Source organism: Lactiplantibacillus garii (genome assembly GCF_003885105.1).
Taxonomy (GTDB): Bacteria; Bacillota; Bacilli; order Lactobacillales; family Lactobacillaceae; genus Lactiplantibacillus; species Lactiplantibacillus garii.
On sequence record NZ_QWZQ01000014.1, the window covers coordinates 36,256 to 58,377 of the forward strand.

At 47.4% G+C, this 22,122-nt stretch carries 22 protein-coding genes and 2 tRNA genes; 6 read left to right on the forward strand and 18 right to left on the reverse strand.

Going from position 1 to position 22,122, the window contains the following annotated elements:
- Positions 1-328 precede the first annotated feature (328 nt).
- The 6 genes from upp to D1831_RS05700 all read right to left on the reverse strand — a co-directional run bounded on the left by upp (position 329) and on the right by D1831_RS05700 (position 5,893).
- Positions 329-958, reverse strand: coding sequence for a uracil phosphoribosyltransferase (gene upp, locus D1831_RS05675; RefSeq protein WP_125071962.1), 630 nt, complete (start codon positions 956-958; stop codon positions 329-331).
- Between the two features lie 80 nt (positions 959-1,038).
- On the reverse strand, positions 1,039-2,277 hold the full coding sequence (locus D1831_RS05680) for a serine hydroxymethyltransferase (RefSeq protein WP_125071963.1): 1,239 nt from the start codon (positions 2,275-2,277) through the stop codon (positions 1,039-1,041).
- Between the two features lie 58 nt (positions 2,278-2,335).
- On the reverse strand, positions 2,336-3,355 hold the full coding sequence (locus D1831_RS05685) for an L-threonylcarbamoyladenylate synthase (RefSeq protein ID WP_125071964.1): 1,020 nt from the start codon (positions 3,353-3,355) through the stop codon (positions 2,336-2,338).
- Between the two features lie 14 nt (positions 3,356-3,369).
- Positions 3,370-4,224 (reverse strand): peptide chain release factor N(5)-glutamine methyltransferase, encoded by an 855-nt coding sequence (gene prmC / locus D1831_RS05690; protein ID WP_125071965.1) that lies wholly within the window; start codon positions 4,222-4,224, stop codon positions 3,370-3,372.
- Positions 4,217-5,299 carry a peptide chain release factor 1 gene (prfA, locus tag D1831_RS05695; protein ID WP_125071966.1) on the reverse strand — a complete coding sequence of 361 codons (1,083 nt, stop codon included), beginning with the start codon at positions 5,297-5,299 and terminating at the stop codon, positions 4,217-4,219. The genes prmC and prfA overlap by 8 nt, the downstream gene beginning before the upstream one ends.
- A 15-nt stretch (positions 5,300-5,314) precedes the next feature.
- Entirely contained in the window at positions 5,315-5,893 is a 579-nt protein-coding gene (locus D1831_RS05700) for a thymidine kinase (protein ID WP_125071967.1), read from the reverse strand.
- 247 nt (positions 5,894-6,140) lie between these two features.
- Here D1831_RS05700 and D1831_RS05705 point away from each other — a divergent pair, with 247 nt between their 5' ends.
- Both D1831_RS05705 and D1831_RS05710 read left to right on the forward strand, forming a co-directional pair.
- On the forward strand, positions 6,141-7,487 hold the full coding sequence (locus tag D1831_RS05705; protein WP_125071968.1) for a Mur ligase family protein: 1,347 nt from the start codon (positions 6,141-6,143) through the stop codon (positions 7,485-7,487).
- A 1-nt stretch (position 7,488) separates the two neighbouring features.
- Positions 7,489-8,211, forward strand: a complete 723-nt coding sequence (locus tag D1831_RS05710) for a type 1 glutamine amidotransferase (RefSeq protein WP_125071969.1) — start codon at positions 7,489-7,491, stop codon at positions 8,209-8,211.
- Between the two features lie 312 nt (positions 8,212-8,523).
- Here D1831_RS05710 and manA read toward each other — a convergent pair whose 3' ends face one another.
- The 4 genes from manA to D1831_RS05730 all read right to left on the reverse strand — a co-directional run bounded on the left by manA (position 8,524) and on the right by D1831_RS05730 (position 11,997).
- Positions 8,524-9,489, reverse strand: coding sequence for a mannose-6-phosphate isomerase, class I (manA, locus tag D1831_RS05715; protein ID WP_125071970.1), 966 nt, complete (start codon positions 9,487-9,489; stop codon positions 8,524-8,526).
- Positions 9,490-9,584: 95 nt separating this feature from the next.
- Positions 9,585-10,610, reverse strand: a complete 1,026-nt coding sequence (locus tag D1831_RS05720) for a serine hydrolase domain-containing protein (protein WP_125071971.1) — start codon at positions 10,608-10,610, stop codon at positions 9,585-9,587.
- 82 nt (positions 10,611-10,692) lie between these two features.
- On the reverse strand, positions 10,693-10,878 hold the full coding sequence (locus tag D1831_RS05725; RefSeq protein WP_125071972.1) for a hypothetical protein: 186 nt from the start codon (positions 10,876-10,878) through the stop codon (positions 10,693-10,695).
- 90 nt (positions 10,879-10,968) lie between these two features.
- Entirely contained in the window at positions 10,969-11,997 is a 1,029-nt protein-coding gene (locus D1831_RS05730; protein ID WP_125071973.1) for a branched-chain amino acid aminotransferase, read from the reverse strand.
- Positions 11,998-12,131: 134 nt separating this feature from the next.
- Between D1831_RS05730 and D1831_RS05735 the strand changes: the two genes are divergently transcribed.
- Positions 12,132-12,494, forward strand: a complete 363-nt coding sequence (locus tag D1831_RS05735; protein WP_179950294.1) for a hypothetical protein — start codon at positions 12,132-12,134, stop codon at positions 12,492-12,494.
- A 232-nt stretch (positions 12,495-12,726) separates the two neighbouring features.
- Here the strand turns inward: D1831_RS05735 and D1831_RS05740 are convergent, their stop codons facing one another.
- From D1831_RS05740 to D1831_RS05755, 4 genes are all read right to left on the reverse strand, one after another.
- The gene (locus tag D1831_RS05740) at positions 12,727-13,698 is read right to left on the reverse strand and encodes a hypothetical protein (RefSeq protein ID WP_125071975.1); all 972 of its coding nucleotides are present in this window, start codon (positions 13,696-13,698) and stop codon (positions 12,727-12,729) included.
- A 14-nt stretch (positions 13,699-13,712) separates the two neighbouring features.
- Positions 13,713-15,602, reverse strand: coding sequence for an ABC transporter ATP-binding protein (locus D1831_RS05745; protein ID WP_125071976.1), 1,890 nt, complete (start codon positions 15,600-15,602; stop codon positions 13,713-13,715).
- On the reverse strand, positions 15,602-17,332 hold the full coding sequence (locus D1831_RS05750; protein ID WP_125071977.1) for an ABC transporter ATP-binding protein: 1,731 nt from the start codon (positions 17,330-17,332) through the stop codon (positions 15,602-15,604). The genes D1831_RS05745 and D1831_RS05750 overlap by 1 nt, the downstream gene beginning before the upstream one ends.
- A gap of 251 nt (positions 17,333-17,583) precedes the next feature.
- Entirely contained in the window at positions 17,584-17,976 is a 393-nt protein-coding gene (locus D1831_RS05755; protein ID WP_225422793.1) for a YxeA family protein, read from the reverse strand.
- A 236-nt stretch (positions 17,977-18,212) separates the two neighbouring features.
- On the opposite strand from D1831_RS05755, the gene D1831_RS05760 reads away from it, so the two are divergent.
- Positions 18,213-19,061 (forward strand): polysaccharide deacetylase family protein, encoded by an 849-nt coding sequence (locus D1831_RS05760; protein ID WP_125071978.1) that lies wholly within the window; start codon positions 18,213-18,215, stop codon positions 19,059-19,061.
- Positions 19,062-19,123: 62 nt separating this feature from the next.
- On the opposite strand, the gene D1831_RS05765 is transcribed toward D1831_RS05760, so the two are convergent.
- The 4 genes from D1831_RS05765 to D1831_RS05780 all read right to left on the reverse strand — a co-directional run bounded on the left by D1831_RS05765 (position 19,124) and on the right by D1831_RS05780 (position 21,143).
- The gene (locus D1831_RS05765) at positions 19,124-19,372 is read right to left on the reverse strand and encodes a hypothetical protein (protein ID WP_125071979.1); all 249 of its coding nucleotides are present in this window, start codon (positions 19,370-19,372) and stop codon (positions 19,124-19,126) included.
- A 74-nt stretch (positions 19,373-19,446) separates the two neighbouring features.
- Positions 19,447-20,571: a hypothetical protein gene (locus D1831_RS05770; protein ID WP_125071980.1), complete on the reverse strand. Its 1,125-nt coding sequence runs from the start codon at positions 20,569-20,571 to the stop codon at positions 19,447-19,449.
- Positions 20,572-20,816: 245 nt separating this feature from the next.
- Positions 20,817-20,889 (reverse strand) — tRNA-Glu (locus D1831_RS05775).
- Positions 20,890-20,933: 44 nt separating this feature from the next.
- The gene (locus tag D1831_RS05780) at positions 20,934-21,143 is read right to left on the reverse strand and encodes a hypothetical protein (RefSeq protein WP_125071981.1); all 210 of its coding nucleotides are present in this window, start codon (positions 21,141-21,143) and stop codon (positions 20,934-20,936) included.
- A 143-nt stretch (positions 21,144-21,286) separates the two neighbouring features.
- Between D1831_RS05780 and D1831_RS05785 the strand changes: the two genes are divergently transcribed.
- Together D1831_RS05785 and D1831_RS05790 are read left to right on the forward strand one after the other, a co-directional pair.
- Positions 21,287-21,359, forward strand: a tRNA-Gln gene (locus D1831_RS05785).
- Positions 21,360-21,877: 518 nt separating this feature from the next.
- Entirely contained in the window at positions 21,878-22,105 is a 228-nt protein-coding gene (locus D1831_RS05790; RefSeq protein ID WP_125071982.1) for a hypothetical protein, read from the forward strand.
- Positions 22,106-22,122: the final 17 nt, after the last annotated feature.

Genomic DNA, 22,122 nt, shown 5'->3' on the forward strand with positions numbered 1-22,122 from the left:
AGAAAATTCATGCGGACCCAGTAAGGGTTGCACGTCCGTCATCCTTTTCAGCCTCTCTGAGCTAATTTAAAGGAACTGTTCAATTAAAATTAGTTTACTCGTGAACCTCCAGATTGTCAACTCACTGTTCAAACAAGTTGACATTACGATTTTTGACAATCCATTTCACATTGTACAAGCACGGTAATCAACTGCTCACCGTGTAGCGTCATTAACCGCGCGCAACCTAATCACTTCCATTATATATAGAAATAAAGACGTCAGCGTTTCGAACACAACAAAAAAGCGCCGGACAAAGATCGTCCGGGCGCATTTTCTAAAAGCTGATTTACTTCGTACCAAATAAGCGGTCACCGGCATCGCCCAAACCTGGGACAATGTAACCATCCTCATTTAGATGATCATCTAACGCGGCCGTGTAAATATCAATATCTGGGTGAGCTTCTTGGAGGGCTTTAACCCCTTCGGGAGCAGCAACTAAGCACATAAACTTAATATTGCTAGCGCCCCGCTTCTTCAACATATCCATGGCCATGATGGCTGAACCACCGGTGGCTAACATCGGATCAACAACGAAAAGCTGCCGTTGCGAAATATCACTTGGCAATTTAACAAAATATTCGACGGGCTTCAGTGTTTTTTCGTCGCGGTACATGCCGACGTGCCCAACTTTAGCAGCCGGGATCATGTTTAAGACCCCGTCAACCATCCCTAAGCCGGCCCGTAAAATTGGCACGATGGCCACTTTTTTACCAGCTAAGGTCTTTTGGGTGGTTTTGGTAATTGGCGTTTCAATTTCAATATCCTTCAGTGGCATGTCCCGTGAGACTTCGTAAGCCATTAAAGTTGAAATTTCATTGACCATTTCCCGGAAAACCTTTGTTCCGCACTGTTTTTCCCGAATAATCGTTAACTTATGTTGAATGAGCGGATGATTCAAAACCTCAAACTTACCCATGTTGCTACGCACACTCCTTAGTGATTTCTTTCTATTGTAGCTAATTTAGAGAGAAAAAACCAGACCCCAGTATAAATTCCTTAATCTACATCGATGGGGTGCTTAGCTGTCAGGGCCATTGCCTGTTCCTTGACCGCGTCCAAGTTAGCTTGGTCTTGCGGCGCTTTTAGGACTTGCAGAATCAATTCAGCCACTTTAGCGGCGTCCGTTTCGTCAAAGCCCCGGGTCGTAATAGCTGGCGTACCCAGTCGAATACCGGACGTCTTGAAGGCGCCAAGGGTTTCGTTAGGAATGGCTTCCTTGTTTACGGTAATGTAAACCGTATCTAAGAGGTCTTGGACCTGACGACCATTTAACCCGGACTTCGTGACGTCTAACGTCATCAAATGATTATCGGTACCACCGGAAATGACCCGTACTAAGTCGGAGTCGTTAAAGACCTTGGCCATCGCTTTGGCGTTATCGATAATGCGTTGTGCATACACTTTAAAATCGGGTTGTAAATCTTCGCCCAACGCAATCGCCTTTCCCGCAATCACGTGGTCTAACGGGCCACCCTGGTTACCAGGGAACACGGCGGAGTTGATCTTCTTAGCGTACTTTTCTTTAGCTAAGATCATCCCACCACGCGGGCCGCGTAACGTTTTGTGCGTGGTCGTCGTAACGACGTCGGCGTAAGGAATTGGGCTTGGATGTAACCCCGCCGCCACTAAGCCAGCGATGTGGGCCATATCAACCATTAACATGGCGCCGACCTCGTCCGCGATTTCACGGAACTTCGCAAAGTCGATGATGCGACTGTAGGCGGAAGCCCCAGCCACGATCAATTTAGGTTTAAATTCTTTGGCTTGTGCCAAGATATCATCGTAATTTAATTCTTCAGTTTCGGGATCCAAACCGTAGTCGTTAAAATCATAGAGTTTCCCCGAGAAGTTGACACTTGAACCGTGGGTCAAATGACCACCGGCATCGAGCGACATCCCCATTACCCGGTCACCCGGTTGAATCAACGCCATGTAAGCAGCGGCGTTAGCTTGGGAGCCCGAGTGGGGCTGAACGTTGGCGTATTCGGCACCAAATAATTTTTTGGCCCGTTCAATAGCTAACGTTTCAACTTGGTCAATAAACTGGTTACCACCATAAAACCGGTGGCCCGGATAACCTTCGGAGTACTTGTTGGTGAGAACACTACCCTGAGCAGCCCGAACGCCCTTTGAGACGATGTTTTCGGATGCGATCAACTCAATGTTGTGTTGCTGACGAGCTTGTTCCTTACTAATAGCAGTCCATACTTCTGGATCTTGTTCTTGGTAATTCATGAATAATTCTCCTCCATTTCGCAAGTGACAACTTTCGGGTTTTCCCGACTTGCAATCATTATACACTAAAATGGGTTTGGCCGGCAGATTTATTTAAGCGGTTCATATATGCAGCACCCAAACCATTGTTATCAAAGGCTTGGCAAAGAATATCCTTAATGTTAGTTTCCGTATCAAAGTGTCGCAGGCCCGCAAACAGCTCCTGAGTTGCCGATTGAATATCGGTCCCCAGCGAAAATTGTTCGCAATTAGTGGGTAATGGATTGTTTGTTAAAATAGCGTTCGTTGCCATGACCCCCATCGGAACCTTTTGCTGCGCGGCCCACTTTAACGCCGCCGGCCAATCTTCCGTACGATCAACAATGTAAACCTGGGCATCCGGCGCGTAGTGCTTATACTTCATCCCGGGTGCCTTGGGAACTTCCTTAGCCCCGACATGATGTTGTTCAGTTTCGACCGGCATTCCAATCACCCGTTCAATGGCTTCCGCCGTTATTGCACCGGGGCGCAAAATTGCCGGCGTGGTCGTTGACAAGTCTAGCACGGTAGATTCAACCCCCACCTTGGTCGCCCCGTCGTCTAAAATACCGGCAATCTTACCGTCTAAATCGTGCAAAACGTGTTGGGCCGTCGTCGGACTAGGTTTGCCCGACGTATTAGCGGACGGCCCCACGATCGGCGTGTGGGCCTCCCGAATAAGGTTAAGGGTAGCGGCGTTGTCCGGATTACGAAAAGCGGCGGTGTTTAACCCCCCCGTCACCTCCGGAGCTAAGGCACCGGGTTTCAATTTAAAAATCATGGTTAACGGTCCCGGCCAAAACGCTTTGACCAATTTCTTCGCCGCTTCCGGTAACGGCTGGGCAAAGCGCTCGACCGTGGCTAGATCCGCCACGTGGACGATCAACGGGTTGTCACTGGGACGCCCCTTTGCCAAATAGACCTGCTTCACGGCCGTTACGTTGGTCGCGTCCGCGCCCAACCCGTAAACGGTCTCGGTGGGAAACGCCACGAGCTGTCCGGCGGCAATTAGTTGGGCTGCCGCCCCCACTTCACTGGGTTTAAATACTTTTGTTTCCATAGTAGATGCCTTCCTTACTCATGATTGATGACCCGCAACATCCGGTCGTGGCCCGCCATGTCCTGGCGCACCGTCACTTCGGCGTGCGGCATCGCTTTTCGAAATAATTGTTGTAACGCTGAACCTTGGTGGTACCCGAATTCAAGGTAGAGCCGACCACTCGGGGTCAAATGACTGGCGACGGTCGCCGCCAGTTGTTCATACAGGGCCAGTCCGTCGTGAGCCGCAAACAGGGCTCCCCGCGGTTCGTAGTTTAACACGCTGGCGTCCATCACGCTCTCTTCAGCGTGCGCAATGTACGGGGGATTGCTCACGATGATGTCAAACGGCGTGGCCGGAACGGCTTTTAACAGGTCGCTTTCGTAAAAATCAACCGCCAACCCTAAATGCGCGGCGTTCGTTCGGGCCACCGTTAACGCCGCTGCTGAAACGTCGCTCGCACTGACTTGCCAGTGGCGCTGCTCATGCTTTAAAGCCAATGCAATGGCCCCCGACCCGGTTCCCACGTCCAGTACGGTGATTGTCTGAGCATCCTGATAATCGGTTAAAATCCAGTCGACCAGTTCTTCGGTCTCGACTCTGGGAATCAATACGGCCGGGTTGACCGTTAAGTCCAGGCCATAAAACGGTGCACGTCCCAGCACGTACTGCGCGGGTTCCCCAGCCACGACCCGTTTAACGGCCGCCCGGTAAGCTTGATATAAATCACTAGGCATGGGGTCTCTGTAATGAATTAACAATTGCGTTTGATTCAAACGTGTCAGCCCAAGCAATAAAAAGCGGGCGCTGTCGGTCGGCAATTGCGCCGTTTTTAGACAAAAAGAAGCCCACTGCTGGGCTTCAAAGTAAGTTGGGAACGAATTAGTCATTGGCTAATTGCTCCATCTTCTTGGTTTGATCCGCTAAGACCAACGCGTCGATGATCTCATCCAATTCACCGTTCATCACCCGGTCAAGCTTGTTCAACGTTAAACCGATTCGGTGATCCGTCACCCGGTTTTGCGGGAAGTTGTAAGTCCGAATCCGTTCGGAACGGTCCCCACTCCCAACGGCGGATTTCCGTTCGGCGTCGTACTGATTTTGTTCCCGGGACTGGTAATAATCGTAAACCCGCGCCCGTAAGATCTCCATCGCCTTGGCCCGGTTTTGTTGTTGAGACCGTTGATCTTGCATTGAAACGACGATTCCCGTTGGCAAGTGAGTCATCCGGACGGCGGACGACGTCTTGTTAATGTGTTGACCACCGGCACCGGAAGAGCGGAACACGTCGGTGCGGATATCCTTTTGGTCGAGTTTAATATCAACGTCCTTAGCTTCGGGCATCACCCCAACGGTCGCCGTAGACGTGTGGACCCGTCCCGCCGATTCGGTCACAGGGACCCGTTGAACCCGGTGGGCGCCACTCTCATACTTCAACTTAGAGTAAACTTTGTTACCGGAAATAATTAGGACGATTTCCTTGAAACCGCCAACCTCGGTTTCATTACGGTCCGCTACTTCAACGTTCCAACCCTGACGTTCAGCGTACTTGGAATACATGTTGAATAAATCAGCGGCGAACAAACTAGCTTCGTCCCCACCGGCGGCCCCGTGAATTTCCATGATGATGTTCTTATCATCGTTGGGGTCCTGCGGCAACATTAAGAGCGTAATTTCGTGCTCGAGTTGTTCCTTTTCGGCGTTTAAGTTCTTTAAATCGTCCTTGACCATCGAGCTCATATCGTCATCAAGTTTTTCCCGTAACAGTTCGTCGTTTTCTTCAATTTGGCTTTGAACCTCCTTGTAACGGTTATACTTTTCAACCGTTTCCCGGATGTTCCCCATTTCTTTTGACAACTTCATGAACCGTTGAGAATCCGCAATAACCTCGGGATCACTCAATAATTCACCCAGTTCTTCGTAACGGTCCGCGACCGCTTGTAGCTTATCAAAAAACTTATCCATAACTTCGTTAATTCCTCACTTTGTTAATTTCGGCGGGTAAAAGTAGTGCCGGCGACAAACCGGGTAGTACGCCTCGTTGCCCCCGATTTGAACTTGTTCACCCTCATAAACGGGTTGCCCATCGTGAAACCGTAAATTCATAATGGCTTTTTTGCGGCAGAACCAGCAAATGGTTTTCATTTCTTCAATCTTATCCGCATACAATAGTAGGTACTTACTACCTTCAAATAGTTCGTTGCGAAAATCGTTCTTTAAACCAAACGTCATTACCGGGATCTTTAAGTCGTCGACAATGTGCGCCAATTCCAAAACGTGGTGTTTTTTTAAGAACTGCGCCTCGTCGATCAAGACGCAGGCAGCGTCTAAATTGGTCTTTTTTACAACGTCTAAAACGTTGGTGTCGTCAAAAACCGGAATGGCTTCCCGCTTTAACCCGATGCGGCTGGCAACGTAACCAACCCCGTCACGGTTATCTAAGCCACTCGTCATAATAATGACCGACTTACTCTGTTCTTCATAGTTGTGGGCCACTTTTAAAATTTCAATGGTCTTCCCACTATTCATCGCGCCATATCGAAAAAATAACTGTGCCAAGCGACTCATTCCCCTTTTTTACACATTTCTAGTCAATTATAGCGGATTTGACGTTGAATTTCAGCCCTGAGCAGTGAAAAGCTATTAACGAATTCATAAGTTGGACTTAAACGGCGGGATAATCACTTTTCTTTTAAGGGCGTTCAGTATAAAATACTTGAGAGTAGGACCTTCGTCCGCAAGTTAACATTCACTACGCATGGTGGACAACCATCCGTAAATTAATTAATAGGGGTACGGATAACTTATGTCAATTAATAGTACATTAGCCACTTGGACTGGCAAATCCGCGTACTGGTTTTTACACACCTTTCGTGGCGGTGGGAGTTCCCTGCCCGGCAAGCTGGCTTTAAAGCTAGACCCAACCATTTTAAAACACCTTGCAAAAAACTACGACGTCATCGTCATCACTGGGACTAACGGTAAAACACTTACGACCGCACTGACGGTCAAAGTTTTACGTGAACAGTACCCTGACATTCTGACTAACCCCAGCGGTTCCAACATGAAACAGGGAATCGTGACCACCTTTTTAACGGCTCCCAAGGCGCACCACAAACCATTGGCCGTTTTAGAAGTCGATGAAGCTAACGTGATCATGGTTACGAAGTACATCACGCCTAAAGCGTTCGTCTTCACGAATATTTTCCGGGATCAAATGGACCGTTACGGTGAAATCTACACCACTTATCAAAAGATCTTGGACGGTGTGGCGCTGGCACCCGAAGCAACCATTATTGCCAACGGCGACTTACCACTCTTTCATTCTAAACAATTACCCAACCCAATCTTATATTACGGGTTTGACTACCAGGCCGATCACGATCAACAAGCGCCGGCCAACACCGACGGACTACTGTGCCCCAACTGCCAGCATATTCTGCGCTATCACAGTCGGACTTACAGCAACATGGGTAAGTACTACTGCCCGAACTGCGGCTTTGAGCGGCCCCAACTGACTTGGAAACTAAACGCGCTGACCGCTATGTCACCGACTAGTTCCGATTTTGAAGTCAACGGTCAAGCGATGCACCTAAACATTGGCGGCCAGTACAACATTTATAACGCGTTGGCCGCCTTTGCCGTGGGGCGGTTCATGGACGTGCCGGCAAAACAGATCGCCCACGCACTCAGTGAAAATGACGAACAGGTCTTTGGTCGTCAAGAAATTTTCCACGTGGGTGACAAGGACGTGACCTTGATTTTAGTTAAAAACCCGGTTGGTTTAAACCAGGTCATCCAAATGATTGGCACCGATGACCGGCCGTTCTCCTTCGCGGCGTTACTGAACGCTAACTACGCCGACGGGATCGATACCAGTTGGATTTGGGACGGTGACTTCGAAAAGCTGCCGCAAATGAACGTTCCGGCCTTCATTAGTGGCGGCGAACGTTACCGTGACATCACCTTCCGTTTGAAGGTGGCCGGGGTTCAACCCGACGACTTAACGATCATCCCCGACTTAACGGAAATGACCGCTGCTATTCAAAAATTACCAACTAAACAAGTATACGTGGTCGCCACCTACACGGCCATGTTGCAACTACGCAAACAACTCGCTAGCCAGGGCATTATTGATGGGGGGATGGCATAATATGACTTACACTTTACACGCCGCCCATTTATACGGCGACTTAATGAATACCTACGGTGACATCGGGAACATCTTAGCCATGGGTTACTATGCCAAGGCCGTCGACGCAAAAATTGACGTCGACCTAGTCAGCTTAGGCGATACCTTTGACCCGAACAAGTACGACTTCGTCCTCTTTGGTGGCGGTCAAGATTATGAACAAACCATTGTTTCTAAGGATATTCAGGCTAAAAAGGCCGCGTTAACCGACTACATTGAAGATGGCGGTCCGATGCTTGCCATCTGTGGGGGTTATCAAATGATTGGTCACTACTACATCGGTGCCCAGGGTGAAAAGATCCCCGGCATTGGTGCGCTCGACCACTACACCCTCAGTCAGGATAATAACCGTTTCATTGGTAACATTACCATTAAAAACGATGAAACCAATCAAACCTACTACGGCTTTGAAAACCATAACGGAACGACCTTCCTCGGTAAGGGTGAACGGCCACTCGGTAAGGTCTTACAGGGTCACGGCAACAATGGCAAGGACGGTACCGAGGGCGTCATCTACAAAAACACCTTTGGCTCATATTTCCACGGCCCAATCCTCGCGCGCAACGAAGCTTTGGCCAAGCGGATTCTCAAGCTGGCCCTAAAACGGAAGTACCCGGATGCCGACTTTAGCGCCCTCGATCAATTAAACGAAGATTTAACTAAGAACGTCGTTATCAAGCCATAATCATCAAAACAAGCGTACGCTAAACTTTCAAAAAGCATAAATTACTCCAACCAAACTGAGTAATTTATGCTTTTTATGTTTCGTGGCAAGGTTGCCGAAGCGGGTGCTAACAACTGATTTGTTCCGCGCTAGTTTTTCGGCCGCCGATGGAAGCCCTATCATTAGTTAACCCCTCAAAGTTATAATAATTATTTATAGACTTAAAGGAAGCGTTTTCTACTAACCTGATGTTATCAGTTGATTAGTCAAAAAAAGATCGATGTGCTAAACTGCGCCCATCAATCTTTTTTATCGTGTTAGGGGTTTAACTAATTAGGCTTTTTCACCAGGTTCAGAAGCAATAATTTGCAGATTGCCCTTCAAAGTCCACTGCTTAACGTCAAACGGTAAAATAAAGTGCACGCCCTTTTTTAGCGGGTAATCGTGACCGTCCACGCTGATACTCCCCTGACCGTTCAAAACGGATACCAGGGTATACGGCGCCGTTCCACGGTTAAAGGTGGCCTGACCATCCGTTAAACGCCATTGCCAAACGCCAAAGAATGGTGATTGCACGTACTTAGTAACGGTCGCATCGCCCACCTGGGTCGTCGTAATGTCCAGGTCGGGATCGTGGTGCGGCACGTTGGTGGTGTCAATTGACTGTTGAAGGTGTAGTTCACGTTTCTGACCAGTTGTTTTATCGACCCGGTCCCAATCGTAAAGGCGGTAAGTCGTGTCGGAACTTTGCTGCGTTTCTAGTACCATGATGCCCTTACCAACCGCGTGAATGGTCCCGGACGGAACGTACAGGAAGTCGCCGGGTTTAACCGGTACCCGGCGCAATAACTTATCCCACTCACCGTTATTGATCCATTCGGCCAACTGTTCACGAGTCTTAGCATGGTGTCCGTAAATCATGGTCGCACCCGGTTCCGCGGCAATCACGTACCAGCACTCAGTCTTTCCGAGTTCGTGCTCGTGTTCTGCGGCGTAAGCGTCATCGGGGTGCACTTGAACCGACAAGTCTTCACTTGCATCCAGAATCTTGGTTAACAATGGAAAGACATCGCCCTTGGCGTTACCAAAGACGTCGCGGTGCTGTTCCCAAACCTTGTCAAGGGTCATGCCGGCATACGGGCCGTTTTCAACGGTCGCCGGGCCGTGCGGATGGGCTGAGATGGCCCAGCATTCCCCGGTATGGTCACTGGGAATTTCATAACCAAAGTCGGTACGCAGCTTTGTCCCACCCCAAATTTTTTCGTGGAAAACGGGTTTTAAAAAATACGGTTCACTCATAAATTCAACACACTCCAATGTTTAATTTGTTAGTTTAATTTTAGCATACATGAAAGCGGTTGTGAAATGATGACTATACTTTTATATCGAATTGTCTATTCTTTATTTAAATTTTCGATATCCGCTAACCAGGCTGCGATCAACCGCCGCCGGGCCGGTAAAAAGTTACCGTTGCGGACCGTCGGGTGAACCCGGTTAGAAAGAAAAATCAGCCCAGTTTGATGTGCCCGGTCCAACATGAATAACGTCCCCGTGTAACCGGTATGAAAAATGATTGGTTGCTGGTGTTCCAACGGCCGCCAAAGGTTCCAACCAAAGCTCCGTCGCAACTGGTGGTTAGGCGTCCAGTCTTGATACAGTCGTTCAATAGTCGTTTGGGGTAATACCGTGGGAACGTCCAACTGACCGAGCATTAGCTTAGCAAAGCGAGTCAGGTCTTCAACACTTGCAAACAGGCCGGCCGAGCCACAGTGCCGGCCAAGTACTTGGCCCTTCGGATCGTGAACGACGCCACGCAATAGCCCCTGCGTGCTGGAATACACCGTTGGTACCGTCTGGTCCGCTAACGGCGTAAAAGTGGCGTCTGGCAACTTCAGGGGCCGTAATACCCGTGTTGTTATCGCGTCCTGAACGGCTTGTCCGGTCAGTTTTTCAATAATCATCCCGGTCAAAATTAAACCGAGGTCGGTGTAGACCACCCGGTGATTGAGGTTGGCATAACTAATTGGCAGCGCCTGGATTGCCGTCAATAATTGGGCGGCCGGCAGCGCGTTGCGATTCGGAATGTAGCCGCTCAACCCGCTAGTATGGGTCATTAAATTTAAAACGGTCACTTCCTGGGGACCAAACGCTGGCAAATAGTCGTGGACCGGCCGACTAACGTCCAATTTCCCACTTTGCATCAACTGTAATGCGACCGTAGTGGTTCCCACGACCTTAGTAACTGAGGCGAGGTCGTACAATGCGTGGGGCCATAATTCCAGTTTTTGCGGCTCAATGGCAGCTAACCCCACCTGTCTTTGTAAAACGTCAGAACCATTGATCAAACCGTAGCTCGCGCCCGGAATTACCCCCTGATCCACCATCCGCTGAATTTCTGCTTGCGTTTCTTCAAATACCATTTAACTTACCCGTTTCTTCTAAAGATTCATTACATTAAGTGTAGGCTAACTCGCTGACAACCACTAGTCACTTTACTAAAACTTACCGATTTTGTTCATTTAAGATTCGGGGTAAGACCACGCTCCAGTATGCCACAAAACCGATTACGACGAGCACCCCCGCCAGTCGGCGATTAAGTAGTTGTAATTGCCAGGCCACCATCGCCAGTACGATCACCACGGCACTGCCCCATTCAACGTACTTACCGTACCGATACAAGAATGCCATGGAAACACCTCCTTACCTGTCACCTCAATTTTAAAACAAAGCGACGGTCAATACCGGTAAACGGTACTAATCGTCGCTTAACTGTTTAAACTAGTCTAAATCAACTTTTTGAATCCAACCTTCAGGAGCTTCACGGTCACCAAATTGGATCCCGGTCAATTCGTCGTACAACTTCTTAGTAACCGGCCCAACTTCCGTTTCACTATAGAAGACGTGTAACTTCCCGTTATGTTCCAAACCACCAATTGGTGAAATAACGGCGGCGGTCCCACAGGCGCCGGCTTCGGCAAAACGGTCTAAGTCGTCGATGTAAACGTCACCCTGTTCGGTCTTCATGCCGAATTTATGTTCCGCTAAGTACAGTAGTGAGTACTTCGTCACGGAAGGCAAAATGGAAGGTGACTTTGGCGTGACAAAAGTACCGTCCTTGGTAATTCCGAAGAAGTTTGCAGACCCCACTTCTTCGATCTTTTTATGCTCGACGGGATCCAAGTAAACACAGTCGGAAAAGCCGTGGGCGTGTGCTTCTTGACCTGGGAAGAGGCTGGCGGCGTAGTTCCCACCAACTTTATAGGCCCCGGTCCCTTTATGGGCAGCCCGGTCATAGTTGGAAGTCGTAAAGTTCGTTGGTGTCATACCACCCTTGAAGTAGCTACCAACCGGCATTGCAAAGACGGTAAAGATGTATTCCTTTGCGGGATGGACACCAATGTTACCCCCGACCCCAATCATCAACGGCCGTAAGTACAACGTTGCGCCGGTGCCGTACGGTGGGACGTAATCTTGGTTCGCTTTGACCACTTGCTTAACCGCGTCAACGAACATGTCCGTTGGGACTTGGGGCATTAATAACCGTTCACAACTAGTTTGCATCCGGGCAGCGTTACGGTCTGGCCGGAATAACTGGACACTGCCGTCCTTAGTCCGGTACGCCTTTAAGCCTTCAAAGTCTTGTTGACCATAATGTAAAGCGGTCGAACCTTCGCTAATATGTAAAGTTGCATCACCAGTAAGTTCTTTCTTGTACCATTCACCATCTTTATAATACGCGCGGTAACGGTATGGAAGGTTACGGTATTCAAACCCTAAGTTGTTCCAATCCAATTGTACATCTGCCATGTGATTCAACTTCCTTTATATGTAATTTACTCAAATTGATTAATTTGAATTTAATTAAAAGATTAATGGTTTATTAGAGTTTTGTCAAGGGTACCGGAAAACAAATTCAATCAAATTGGCGCTGATTTGTTATAATGGAATTAAATTCAACAAAGGACTGGTTCGTCGTGGCAAGTAATTCAGATTCAATTTATAACGTCATGTTCTACATCGCTCACCACCCGGCAGAAATCACCTTTACGACCCCGGAGTACACCAACGTGGTCCGCATGGGCATTCCCGACCGGATCAAAGTCGCCAACCCCGAGATCTATTTTCCCGACAACAAACTACTCGTCAACCGTTTCCAAGACGATTTTGTGGCTAAAAACGGTAACTTACTGGACTTTTTCTTCGACTACACCGAAAAAAAAGTACCCAACTACCACGAAGTTTGGGTCTCAACGGCCCACTTGCCTGAAAAACAGGCCTACTTCTTAGAACTATCATTTGAATAAGCCCGTACCGGCCACCCACTGCGGGTAGCCGGTATTTTTTATTAGAGGCTGTGACAAAAGTCACAGCCTCTGTTTTATCACCGAAGAATTATTGTCGAAACGTGCGCCAAAAGCCAGTGGGCTCCGCTTAACCAACTTTTGGCACACTCTGATTTTTTATTAATCATTACGCAGGGCGCCTCCTAGTCAACATAAAAGGACGTCCACCGCAAAGTGAACGTCCCTAGTTAGGTTATTTATTCATAAAAATGTAGAGGTTAGTCGTCGAAACACCAATCGTGAACCGCACACCCTTCGAATGAATCGGGTCAATGGTGGTCGTACTACTATTATTACTCTTAGTTTCTTTTTGGAACTTCTTCATCACCGTTTTAGCGTTAGCCCCCGTAGTGGTGGTCAATAACGCAAACGCCGTTCCAAAGTTCTTTTGACGGGTCTTATTTTTAAACGCCTTAGTTGGCACGATCATCGCCGCACCTAGCACGTCACCCTTTTGCACGTTCAACCGGATTTTATAATCCTTAGTTGAAACGACGTTAGTCAGGCCGTCGCTCGGCGTCTTAGTCGGTAATAAATCGTCTTTAACCTTCGCCTTAGCCGTCTTCATGGCTGCAGCGACCTGCTTTTGACTAGTTTGCAGACTGGCCGCTTCGGTCTTTAACTTTGCGGCAGCGGTCTGTTGCGCCTGCAGCGTTTGGGCACCGGTTGCGGCAGCCGTCCCACCGGCTTTGATTTGTGCCTGGGCCTGTTTAACCTTCGCTTGAATCTGGGCCTGTTTCTTCTTCAACGCGGCCCCTTGCTGCTGTAACTCCTTTGCGTCCGCTTGGTCTGCCTTACTTAGCTTTGAGCCAATCAGAGCGTTATTATACGTCGTGGCCATCTTTTGATAACCAACTAACCGTTTGCTTCCCTGAACGTGAACCGTTTTCGACAAACTCCCGGACTTGATTTTGACCGTTTGGCGGGTCGTCTTCGTTGGGACTTGAATCACAAACGTGTGGTTCTTAACGGCCGCGTGCTTCGTCTTAGCCCCATCAACTTGGTAGCTGACCCGACTAGTCTTGGCACTACCCTTGACGGCGGCAACTAAGCCGTTTTGTTTATACGTCGTTTTGGTCGTGGATAAAGTCGTCTGTCCACAGCCTGCTAACACTAAGCCAAGCAGACCGGCACCGGCGACCACCATTGCTGTTTTCCGAAACAAATGACACCCCTCCTTTAGTCAATATCGATATTGCCAGTAAACTGACTGTTATATAGATCAGCGTAGAACCCGTTTTGAGCCATCAACTGGGCGTGGGTCCCGGTTTCAACGACGGAACCGTGATTCATGACGATAATGTTATCGGCACCCTGAATCGTTGATAAACGGTGTGCAACGACGAAGCTGGTCCGATTTTTCAATAACCGTTCCATCGCGTGTTGAATGTGCACTTCGGTCCGGGTATCAACTGAACTCGTGGCTTCATCTAAAATCAGAATTTCTGGATCAGCCACAAAGGCCCGGGCAATCGTTAAGAGTTGCCGTTGCCCCTGTGAAATGTTAGAAGCTTCTTCGTTTAAGATGGTATCGTATCCGTCCGGTAACTTACGAACAAAGCCGTCCACGTGGGCCGCCTTCGCCGCTGCTAAAATTTCTTCCTTAGTCGCGTCTTCACGACCGTATTTCAAGTTATCGTAAATCGTCCCGGTAAAGAGCCAGGTATCCTGCAACACCATCGCAAAGTGGGAGCGCAAATCTTCGCGCTTCAGGTCCCGAGTATCGGTACCGTTCAAGCGGATAGACCCACCCTTGATATCGTAAAAGCGTTCCAACAAGTTAATAATGGTCGTTTTACCGGCCCCGGTCGGCCCAACAATCGCGACCTGCTGACCACGCTTAACGTTCAAGTTGTAATCCTTCATCAACAGGGCGTCGTCGGTGTACCCGAATTGGACGTGTTCCAAGCTGATCAAATTATCACTATCCGTCTCAGCCGGTAAGTTCGACTTGGTCTGCTTCATTTCTTCTTCGTCCAAAACTTCGAAGACCCGTTCAGCAGAAGCAACCGTTGATTGAATAGTGTTCAGCAAGTTAGCCATTTGTGAAATTGGTTGGGAGAACTGTTGCGTATACTGTAAGAACGCCTGAATGTTCCCGAGAGAAACGTGGCCGTTCGCCACGTCGATTCCCCCAATAATAGCTACGAACACGTAACCAATGTTGTTTAAAAACATCATTAACGGCATGATAATCCCGGAAATAAACTGGGCTTTCCACGCGGATTGATAATAATTGTTATTTTGTTCTTCAAAATCGTCAATGGCATCCTGTTCCTTATTGAAACTCTTGATAACCACGTGACCAGCATAGTTTTCTTCAACCTGGTTATTCAATAACCCCAGGGACTTTTGCTGGGTTCCAAAGAACTTTTGCGACTTCGGTGCAATTACACCAACGACGACGACGCTAAGTGGGATCGTAACCAGGGCGATCAGCGTTAGTTTCCAACTGATCGTCAGCATCATCCAAATCGTTCCGACGAAAGTAACGATACTGGTCACGGCCTGCGTTAAGTTTTGCTGCAGCGTGTTAGCGATGTTATCCATATCGTTGACGGCCCGACTCATAATGTCCCCGTTAGAATGGGTATCGTAGTATGAGATCGGTACTTTTTGCATCTTACCCTTAAACGAACGCCGTAACTTGTAAACCGTCCGTTGTGAGATTCGGGTCATAATGAACTGTTGAATGAAGTTAAACAGCGCGGACGCCACGTACATTAACAGCACAATTAAAATAATTTGGCCAATTTTTTCAAAATTAATTGGGTAACCATTCTGACTAATCCCCGCTTTTTGTTGCGCCACACCCTTCATAATACCTTTATAAATTTCGGTGGTGGCTTTCCCTAAGATCTTCGGCGTTTGAATTTGAAAAATGACCGAAACAATCGCAAAAATCATGACGATGGCCAGACCAACCCAACGATCCGACATGTACCGCATTAAGCGGATGGCCGTTTTCCAAAAGCTTTTCGGCTTTTCGACGACGCCTTGTGAACCGGGTCCGTGCCGTGGGCCACTAGGACGGGGCGTATCAGCAGCATTTGATTTTTTCTCGCTCATTAAAGTTGATCCTCCTCTCGTAATTGTGATTTCATAATTTCTTGATAAACTTCGTTATTCGCTTTCAATTCAGCGTGGGTCCCCTTACCGACTAACTTGCCGTTATCCAAAACTAGGATCAAGTCGGCATCGGCCACCGTGGCAATCCGTTGGGCCACGATCACCACGACGCCTTGTTGGATCATTTTATCCTGACGAAGTTCCGCCCGGAGTTCGGCATCGGTCTTAAAGTCCAACGCGGAAAATGAATCGTCAAAAACGTAAGCGGACGCGTGCTTAACTAGGGCCCGGGCAATCGCTAACCGTTGCCGTTGACCACCGGAAAAGTTACCCCCACCTTGTTCAACGTGGGCGTCTAGGCCCCCCTCTTCCTTAACAAAATCGGTTGAGCGGGCAATTTCCAAAGCGTGCCAAATTTCATCATCGGTTGCCTTTTCGTTCCCAAACTGCATGTTTTCCCGAATCGTCCCGGTAAACAGCGTGGCCGTTTGTGGCACGAAGGACACGGCCCGGTGTAGGTCGGCTAACTTCAACTTGCGAACGTCAACACCGTCCAGCTTAACGGCACCCTTTTCGATGTCGTAAAACCGTGGAATCAGGTTGACCAAGGTCGTCTTACCAGAACCGGTCCCACCAATGATGGCGACCGTTTGACCAGAATGGGCCTGAAAGTCAATGTCGGTCAAAGCTAACTGCTCCGCGCTCTGGTACCGATAATCAACGTGATCAAACGTCAAGCTGTGTTCAGTCGTTACTGGCAACGTTTCCGAATTGTCCGGGTTCGTGATTTTGGTTTTAATATCCAAAACTTCTTGAATCCGGGAAGCGGAAGCCGCGGCCCGGGGAATGAACGCAAAAACCATTGCAAGCATCATGAAGCTCATCAATACTTGCATGGCGTACGTCATGAAGGCAATCATGTTCCCGACCTGCATCGTTTGACTGCTGATCAGCTGCCCACCAAACCAAACGATGGCCACGTTGGTCCCACTCATAATTAAAGTCATGACCGGGTAAGCTAACGCGACGATCGTGTTAACCTTGATCGCGTTATTCGTGTAGTCTTGGTTGGCGTCTTCAAAACGGTCCTGTTCAAACTTATCCTGCCGAAAAGCACGAATGACCCGTACCCCCGTCAATCCCTCACGAAAAACCAAGTTAATGCGGTCAGTCTTCGTTTGCATCGCCCGGAATAGCGGAATCGCAAATCCCATGATTAAGCCGATGAAAATTAACAAGACCGGAATCGAAACGACGAAAATCCAGGTTAACTCGTGACTCTTGGTGTACGCCAGAAAACTAGCCCCAATCAACATAATTGGTGCCATGATCATCATTCGCAGAGCCATCATGGCCACGTTTTGGATCTGCACCACGTCGTTGGTCGTCCGGGTAATCAATGAAGACGTTTCAACTTCATCAAATTCATCGTTTGAAAAGTTGAGGACCTTCTTATAAATATCCGAACGTAAATTTTTCCCTAACTGTTGTGACGACCGCGCCGCCAAAAACACGTTCCCAAAGGCGGCCACGACGGATAACAGGGAGAAGCCGATCATTTCAAAACCGACTTTCCAAATATAACTAATGTCACCCTTGGCGACCCCGTTATTCACAATATTCGACGTCAAACTGGGCAAATTCAAATTTGCAATTACTTGAACGATCATGAACAAAATCGCACCAATAACCGCGCCGTATGAAATTCGACCCTTTGCTATTTTAAGCATTTACACGCTCCCCTTCATTCATTATCAAAATAATAATGCAGTATCTTAATCTAACGAAAAATCGTTTCTTTGTCAACTATCTTTACAAGTCTCACGGAAACTATTGTAACTCACTCGTTCCACTTTGACACTCAAAAAGTTTTAAGATTTTATAACGTCCTTAATAGTTAGTTAACAATGTTACTGACTAAAATTCAAGCAAAGCCAAACGCGGTTGGGCCCAGGGCCACAACCGCGTTTGGCTTTAAGATTTAACTGTTGCTAAGGTCTTGACGAACGTGACTTGGAACGGTGTGACCCGCAACCGCCTCCCAAGTGTTGACGTTTTGACCCTTCGTTTTAATTTTGAGGTAATGGGCCAATTTTAACCGGTGGTCGGCCGTAAACGTTAAAGTCCGCCGCGCCCCCCGCATATCCACGGTGTTCATCTTATAGGTAAAAACGTCTTCGCCCATCTGGCCCTTCGTATGGCTAACGGCTTGATTAGTCATCCCGTAGACAGTCGTTTCCTTCACCAACGGATTGACGTTATCAATCGCCATGGCAAGTTCGTCTCCCCGATTCTTAGTGAAGTTTCCCGAGAATAACAACGCCGCCGCACCAATTAATACCACCACTAAAAGTCCCGTTAATCCTTTTTTCACGTTTAACGCCCCCTGTAAATTTTTATTACAAAATTTATCTTAGCTAAGCGTTAACCAACCGTCTAGACCACTCAACGGATTCTTAAACTCCTTGGTAAATCCCTAAACAATCCTACCTTTTCTTAAACTTTTGATGAGCACGCTAAATTAAAAAAATGCTATTTTTTATAAAAATTGCTGTTTATCGGCGCTAAATCCATTAGTATGGATACAAGTGCAAAATAAGGGGGATTATGATGCAACTTCGACAAACTAGCTTGCTAGGTACAATCATACTAGCAGGGATTTTATTAGGGGGCTGTGGCGCTCATTCTAAGGCCGCTCATCGTTCAAACAGTTCAACTATCCAAGCCGCAGCTAAAAGCACCCAGGCAAGCGCTAAGAGCCAACAGCGGACTAACCAGTACGCTAACTGGCGGCGGGTAAAAAAAGTAAAACTACCTATATTAATGTATCACAGCATTTCTACCGGTAATTCGTTGCGGGTCCCGGCCAAAGAATTTCGGGCACAAATGGCCTATTTAAAACAGCACCATTACGACACGTTAACCACTAATCAAGCGGTGTACGCGCTCAAACACAACCGGGTGCCCCAAAAGAAAATCGTTTGGATCACCCTAGACGACAGCTACAAGGACAACATGACACGGGCCTGGCCAATTTTAAAGAATAACGGTCAGCACGCGACCATTAACTTCATTACCGGTTTCGCAAATAAGCCAAATCACCTCAGTTTAACCGATGCTCAAAAAATGAAGGCCTCCGGTAACGTCGACTTTCAGAGCCACACGGTTCGCCACTTGGACTTAAACGACTTAACTTACCAAGTTCAATTAACGGAATTGACCAGTTCTAAGAAGTGGCTTGATAAAAACTTACACCAACGGACCCGGGTCATCTGTTACCCGGCCGGACGCGCGGATGGCGAAACCATCAAGGCCGATAAAGCGGCTGGTTACACCTGCGCCCTATCGACAGCGGCGGGCATCGCAACCAGTAGCCAAAATCCGTATAACTTAACTCGCCAGCGGGTCGTCCCCGGGATGACTACCAGCGCGTTCGCAGCACTACTTCAAACTAATTAATCACAAAAGTACCACGCATTAGTCCATCCGACTCGTTCGGGCTAACGCGTGGTACTTTATTATTATTGGTGATAATAACCTAGAATCCCAACAATCAAAACAATGCTCAGTACGAACAGGCCAATTCCGGCCGCCAACCGTTTATTAGCGGACGTGCCCCGTCGATTTTGACCAATCAAAGTTACGACCAAGTAAAGACTAATGATACTCATCATTACGACGTACAACCACCGCAAAGTATAGCTCAATACGGCTAAAACCAGGTAACCCAAAAGAAACCAATTACGTTTTAAAAATGTGATTACACGCAACCCGTTACCCCCTTCGTTCACTAAAAATAGCCACCCGTACGACTAACGACGGATGACTTTTTTAGAAAACATGCCTAGAACTTGTTAGTTGTTTTCAAAATTTCCGAACCCCGATTAACTAATAAGTAACCAGCGCCCTTTTTATCAAATTGTAAGCCTTCAAATTCACGTTTACCGGATAATTTAACCGCCTTAACGTCCTTAGCTTTCAATTTACCTAACTTGCTAACGGGGACTGAAGAAATACTGGAGTTAGATACAAAGTATAGGCGATTATTTTTAGCGTTATACGCAATTGATTGTGATTTCCATCCCGGATTATGCCGCAAGCCCTGCATGATCAAATGGAACTTCACCGATTTTTTATTAATTTTACCCTTATAAATTTTGAGGGTATTCTTAGGCGCCCAACCGCCGTTGGAATAGGTGTAGAAGTAGGCGTTCCCCTTTTTATCAAAGGTCAAGTTTTCCCCCATTGCCACGGTCGACTTCAACGTGAAATTGATCCGTTTGTTGGGCTTCAGCGTCTTTGTGCTGACCCGTTGTACGTTTGCGTGCACGGCCGCAGCTCCAACAAACCAGAGTTCCCCCGTCTTCGGGTTTTGCGCCAACGACTGCCCGTGACCCGCGTTAAAGGTTGGACCAACCTTAACGTACTTCAAAATTTGGCGGTCAGTGGCAGTTAACTGGTTCACACTCTTGTCGTAAGTCGCGCGCCGCAGGGCCGTCATGTTGGTCGTTGAAATGTTAAACTTGCTTCGCAGTTTACCCAGATTATACTTTACGATGCGGCCAGTTTGCGTCCCCTTGTTAAGCATGACTAGGGTGTAGAGCGTTTTACCACTTTTGGACAATACTTCACTTTGCGGATTGCCCCAGTCACCGGAAGTCGCGTACGTGACGGGAAGGTAGACGTTAGTCTTAAACTTCAGCGTCTTAACGGTCCCGGCCGTCCGTTTAATCGTTCCCGGCTTAGTCTGGTAGAGGCCTCCCCGGTTATAGTTCGGCGCTGCCTGGTATGCATACGCCTTTTGATAATAATTTTTATTCTTGACCGTCTTATACTTTTTAACGTTATAGTTTGCTAAGGCGTTGCCCTTTTGATTGTAAGTCGCCGCAGAAGCTGCGGTGACAACGCCCCCTAGTCCCAATACGGTCGTCAACGCGACGGCACTGAGTTGTCGTTGCCATTTTTTCATGATACAGTCCTCCAAATAGTATTAAATTATTCATCTATAAATATAGCACTATTTCTAATCAATAAGTGGTGTTAACCATGTAATGATTATTTATTAATGACCAGCGTTAAGAACCAACGTAACACTCAGCGCATTAATCACCGTCATCCTTTAAACCTTCAACTAAAATTTCAATAAAAAAAGAGCTAAAACGTTGATAAATCAACGTTTTAGCTCCGCATCGTTTCCCAGAAAAACTGGGGCTATCACCCGCATGGGGATCGAACCCATAATTCCGCCTTGAGAGGGCGACGTCTTAACCAATTTGACCAGCGGGCACAAATTCAATTACCATCTTACCGAAACCTAGGTAACTTGTCAATCTAATCTTGGTGCCGTAAACGTAAAATTGTCACAATGACTAACCCAATGAATAATAATAAGCAATAACCCACACTACACCAAAACACAAAGGTCAGCAACGTTGGTAGTAAGAAAGTCCGCATTACGGCCAGACCAACCGCGGTAACTGCCCAAACAATCAATTGTTGGCGCAGGTGATTAAACAGTCGGGTCAACTCGCTAACTGACACGCCGACCACCTCCTTAACCTTAGTTTGCCGAAACTTCCGGTAGAATTCAACCCACCAGAAAAAATTCACTTTTCATGCATAAAAAAACTACCAAGAAGTCTTGACAGTATTCCCTCAAAAAGTTACTATTAAATAGTTGTTATTGGGTATTCGCCAAATTGGTAAGGCAGCGGACTCTGAATCCGTAATTTACTGGTTCGAGCCCAGTATACCCAATGAGTATCATTCCGATGAACGTCAAGTTTGGTTTTTAACCAACTTGGCGTTTTTTGATGGCCACAACGTTTTTTCAATTAATTAATTATTCACTGACAATCCCACGTGGAACCAATCGTGCTAGTATTAATGACGATATAAATATTATTTGTATCGTCATTAATTAACTTATATTATGGCAGACTAGAACTGGGACCCATCCCAGTTCTTTTTTTGTACGTTCGCCTCCCGTTTCAATCTACGTGGTAAGTTCACATTTTAATTGAACAGGTCGAAATAAATGGCCTTTATTGGTGTTCATTGGAGGGGTTATTTACCACTAATTAACGGTCACAGCCTATAATACGATTGAGCTTCGGCGACGTATTCAACCTAAAAATTCACCGAATTTGTGCAAATCAGTTTACCACTTGCACGGAGGGTTTATAATGGAAGTGTAGCGGAACACTCCGTTAAGTCAATTGTTCAGTGTAAAATTAGCTTAGTATTGAACGTCGTTACGAAGGAGATAATGTTTTTTGGTATATAAAGATGTTTTTGGGATTGATCACGACGATTGCCACATCGTCCAAACGCGTCACGAATTCAACCGTATTTTCATCATTGAAAACGCCGTTGGTTCGCGCTTTACTTGCATCAAAAAGGACGCACCACTTGAAAAGAAAATGTCCGGTCATTGGAAGTACGCCAAGGCCAGTGATGCACCTAAGAATTACGCGGTACCGTATAAGGCCCAAAAGGACTAATTAACTGGCGAAAAGAG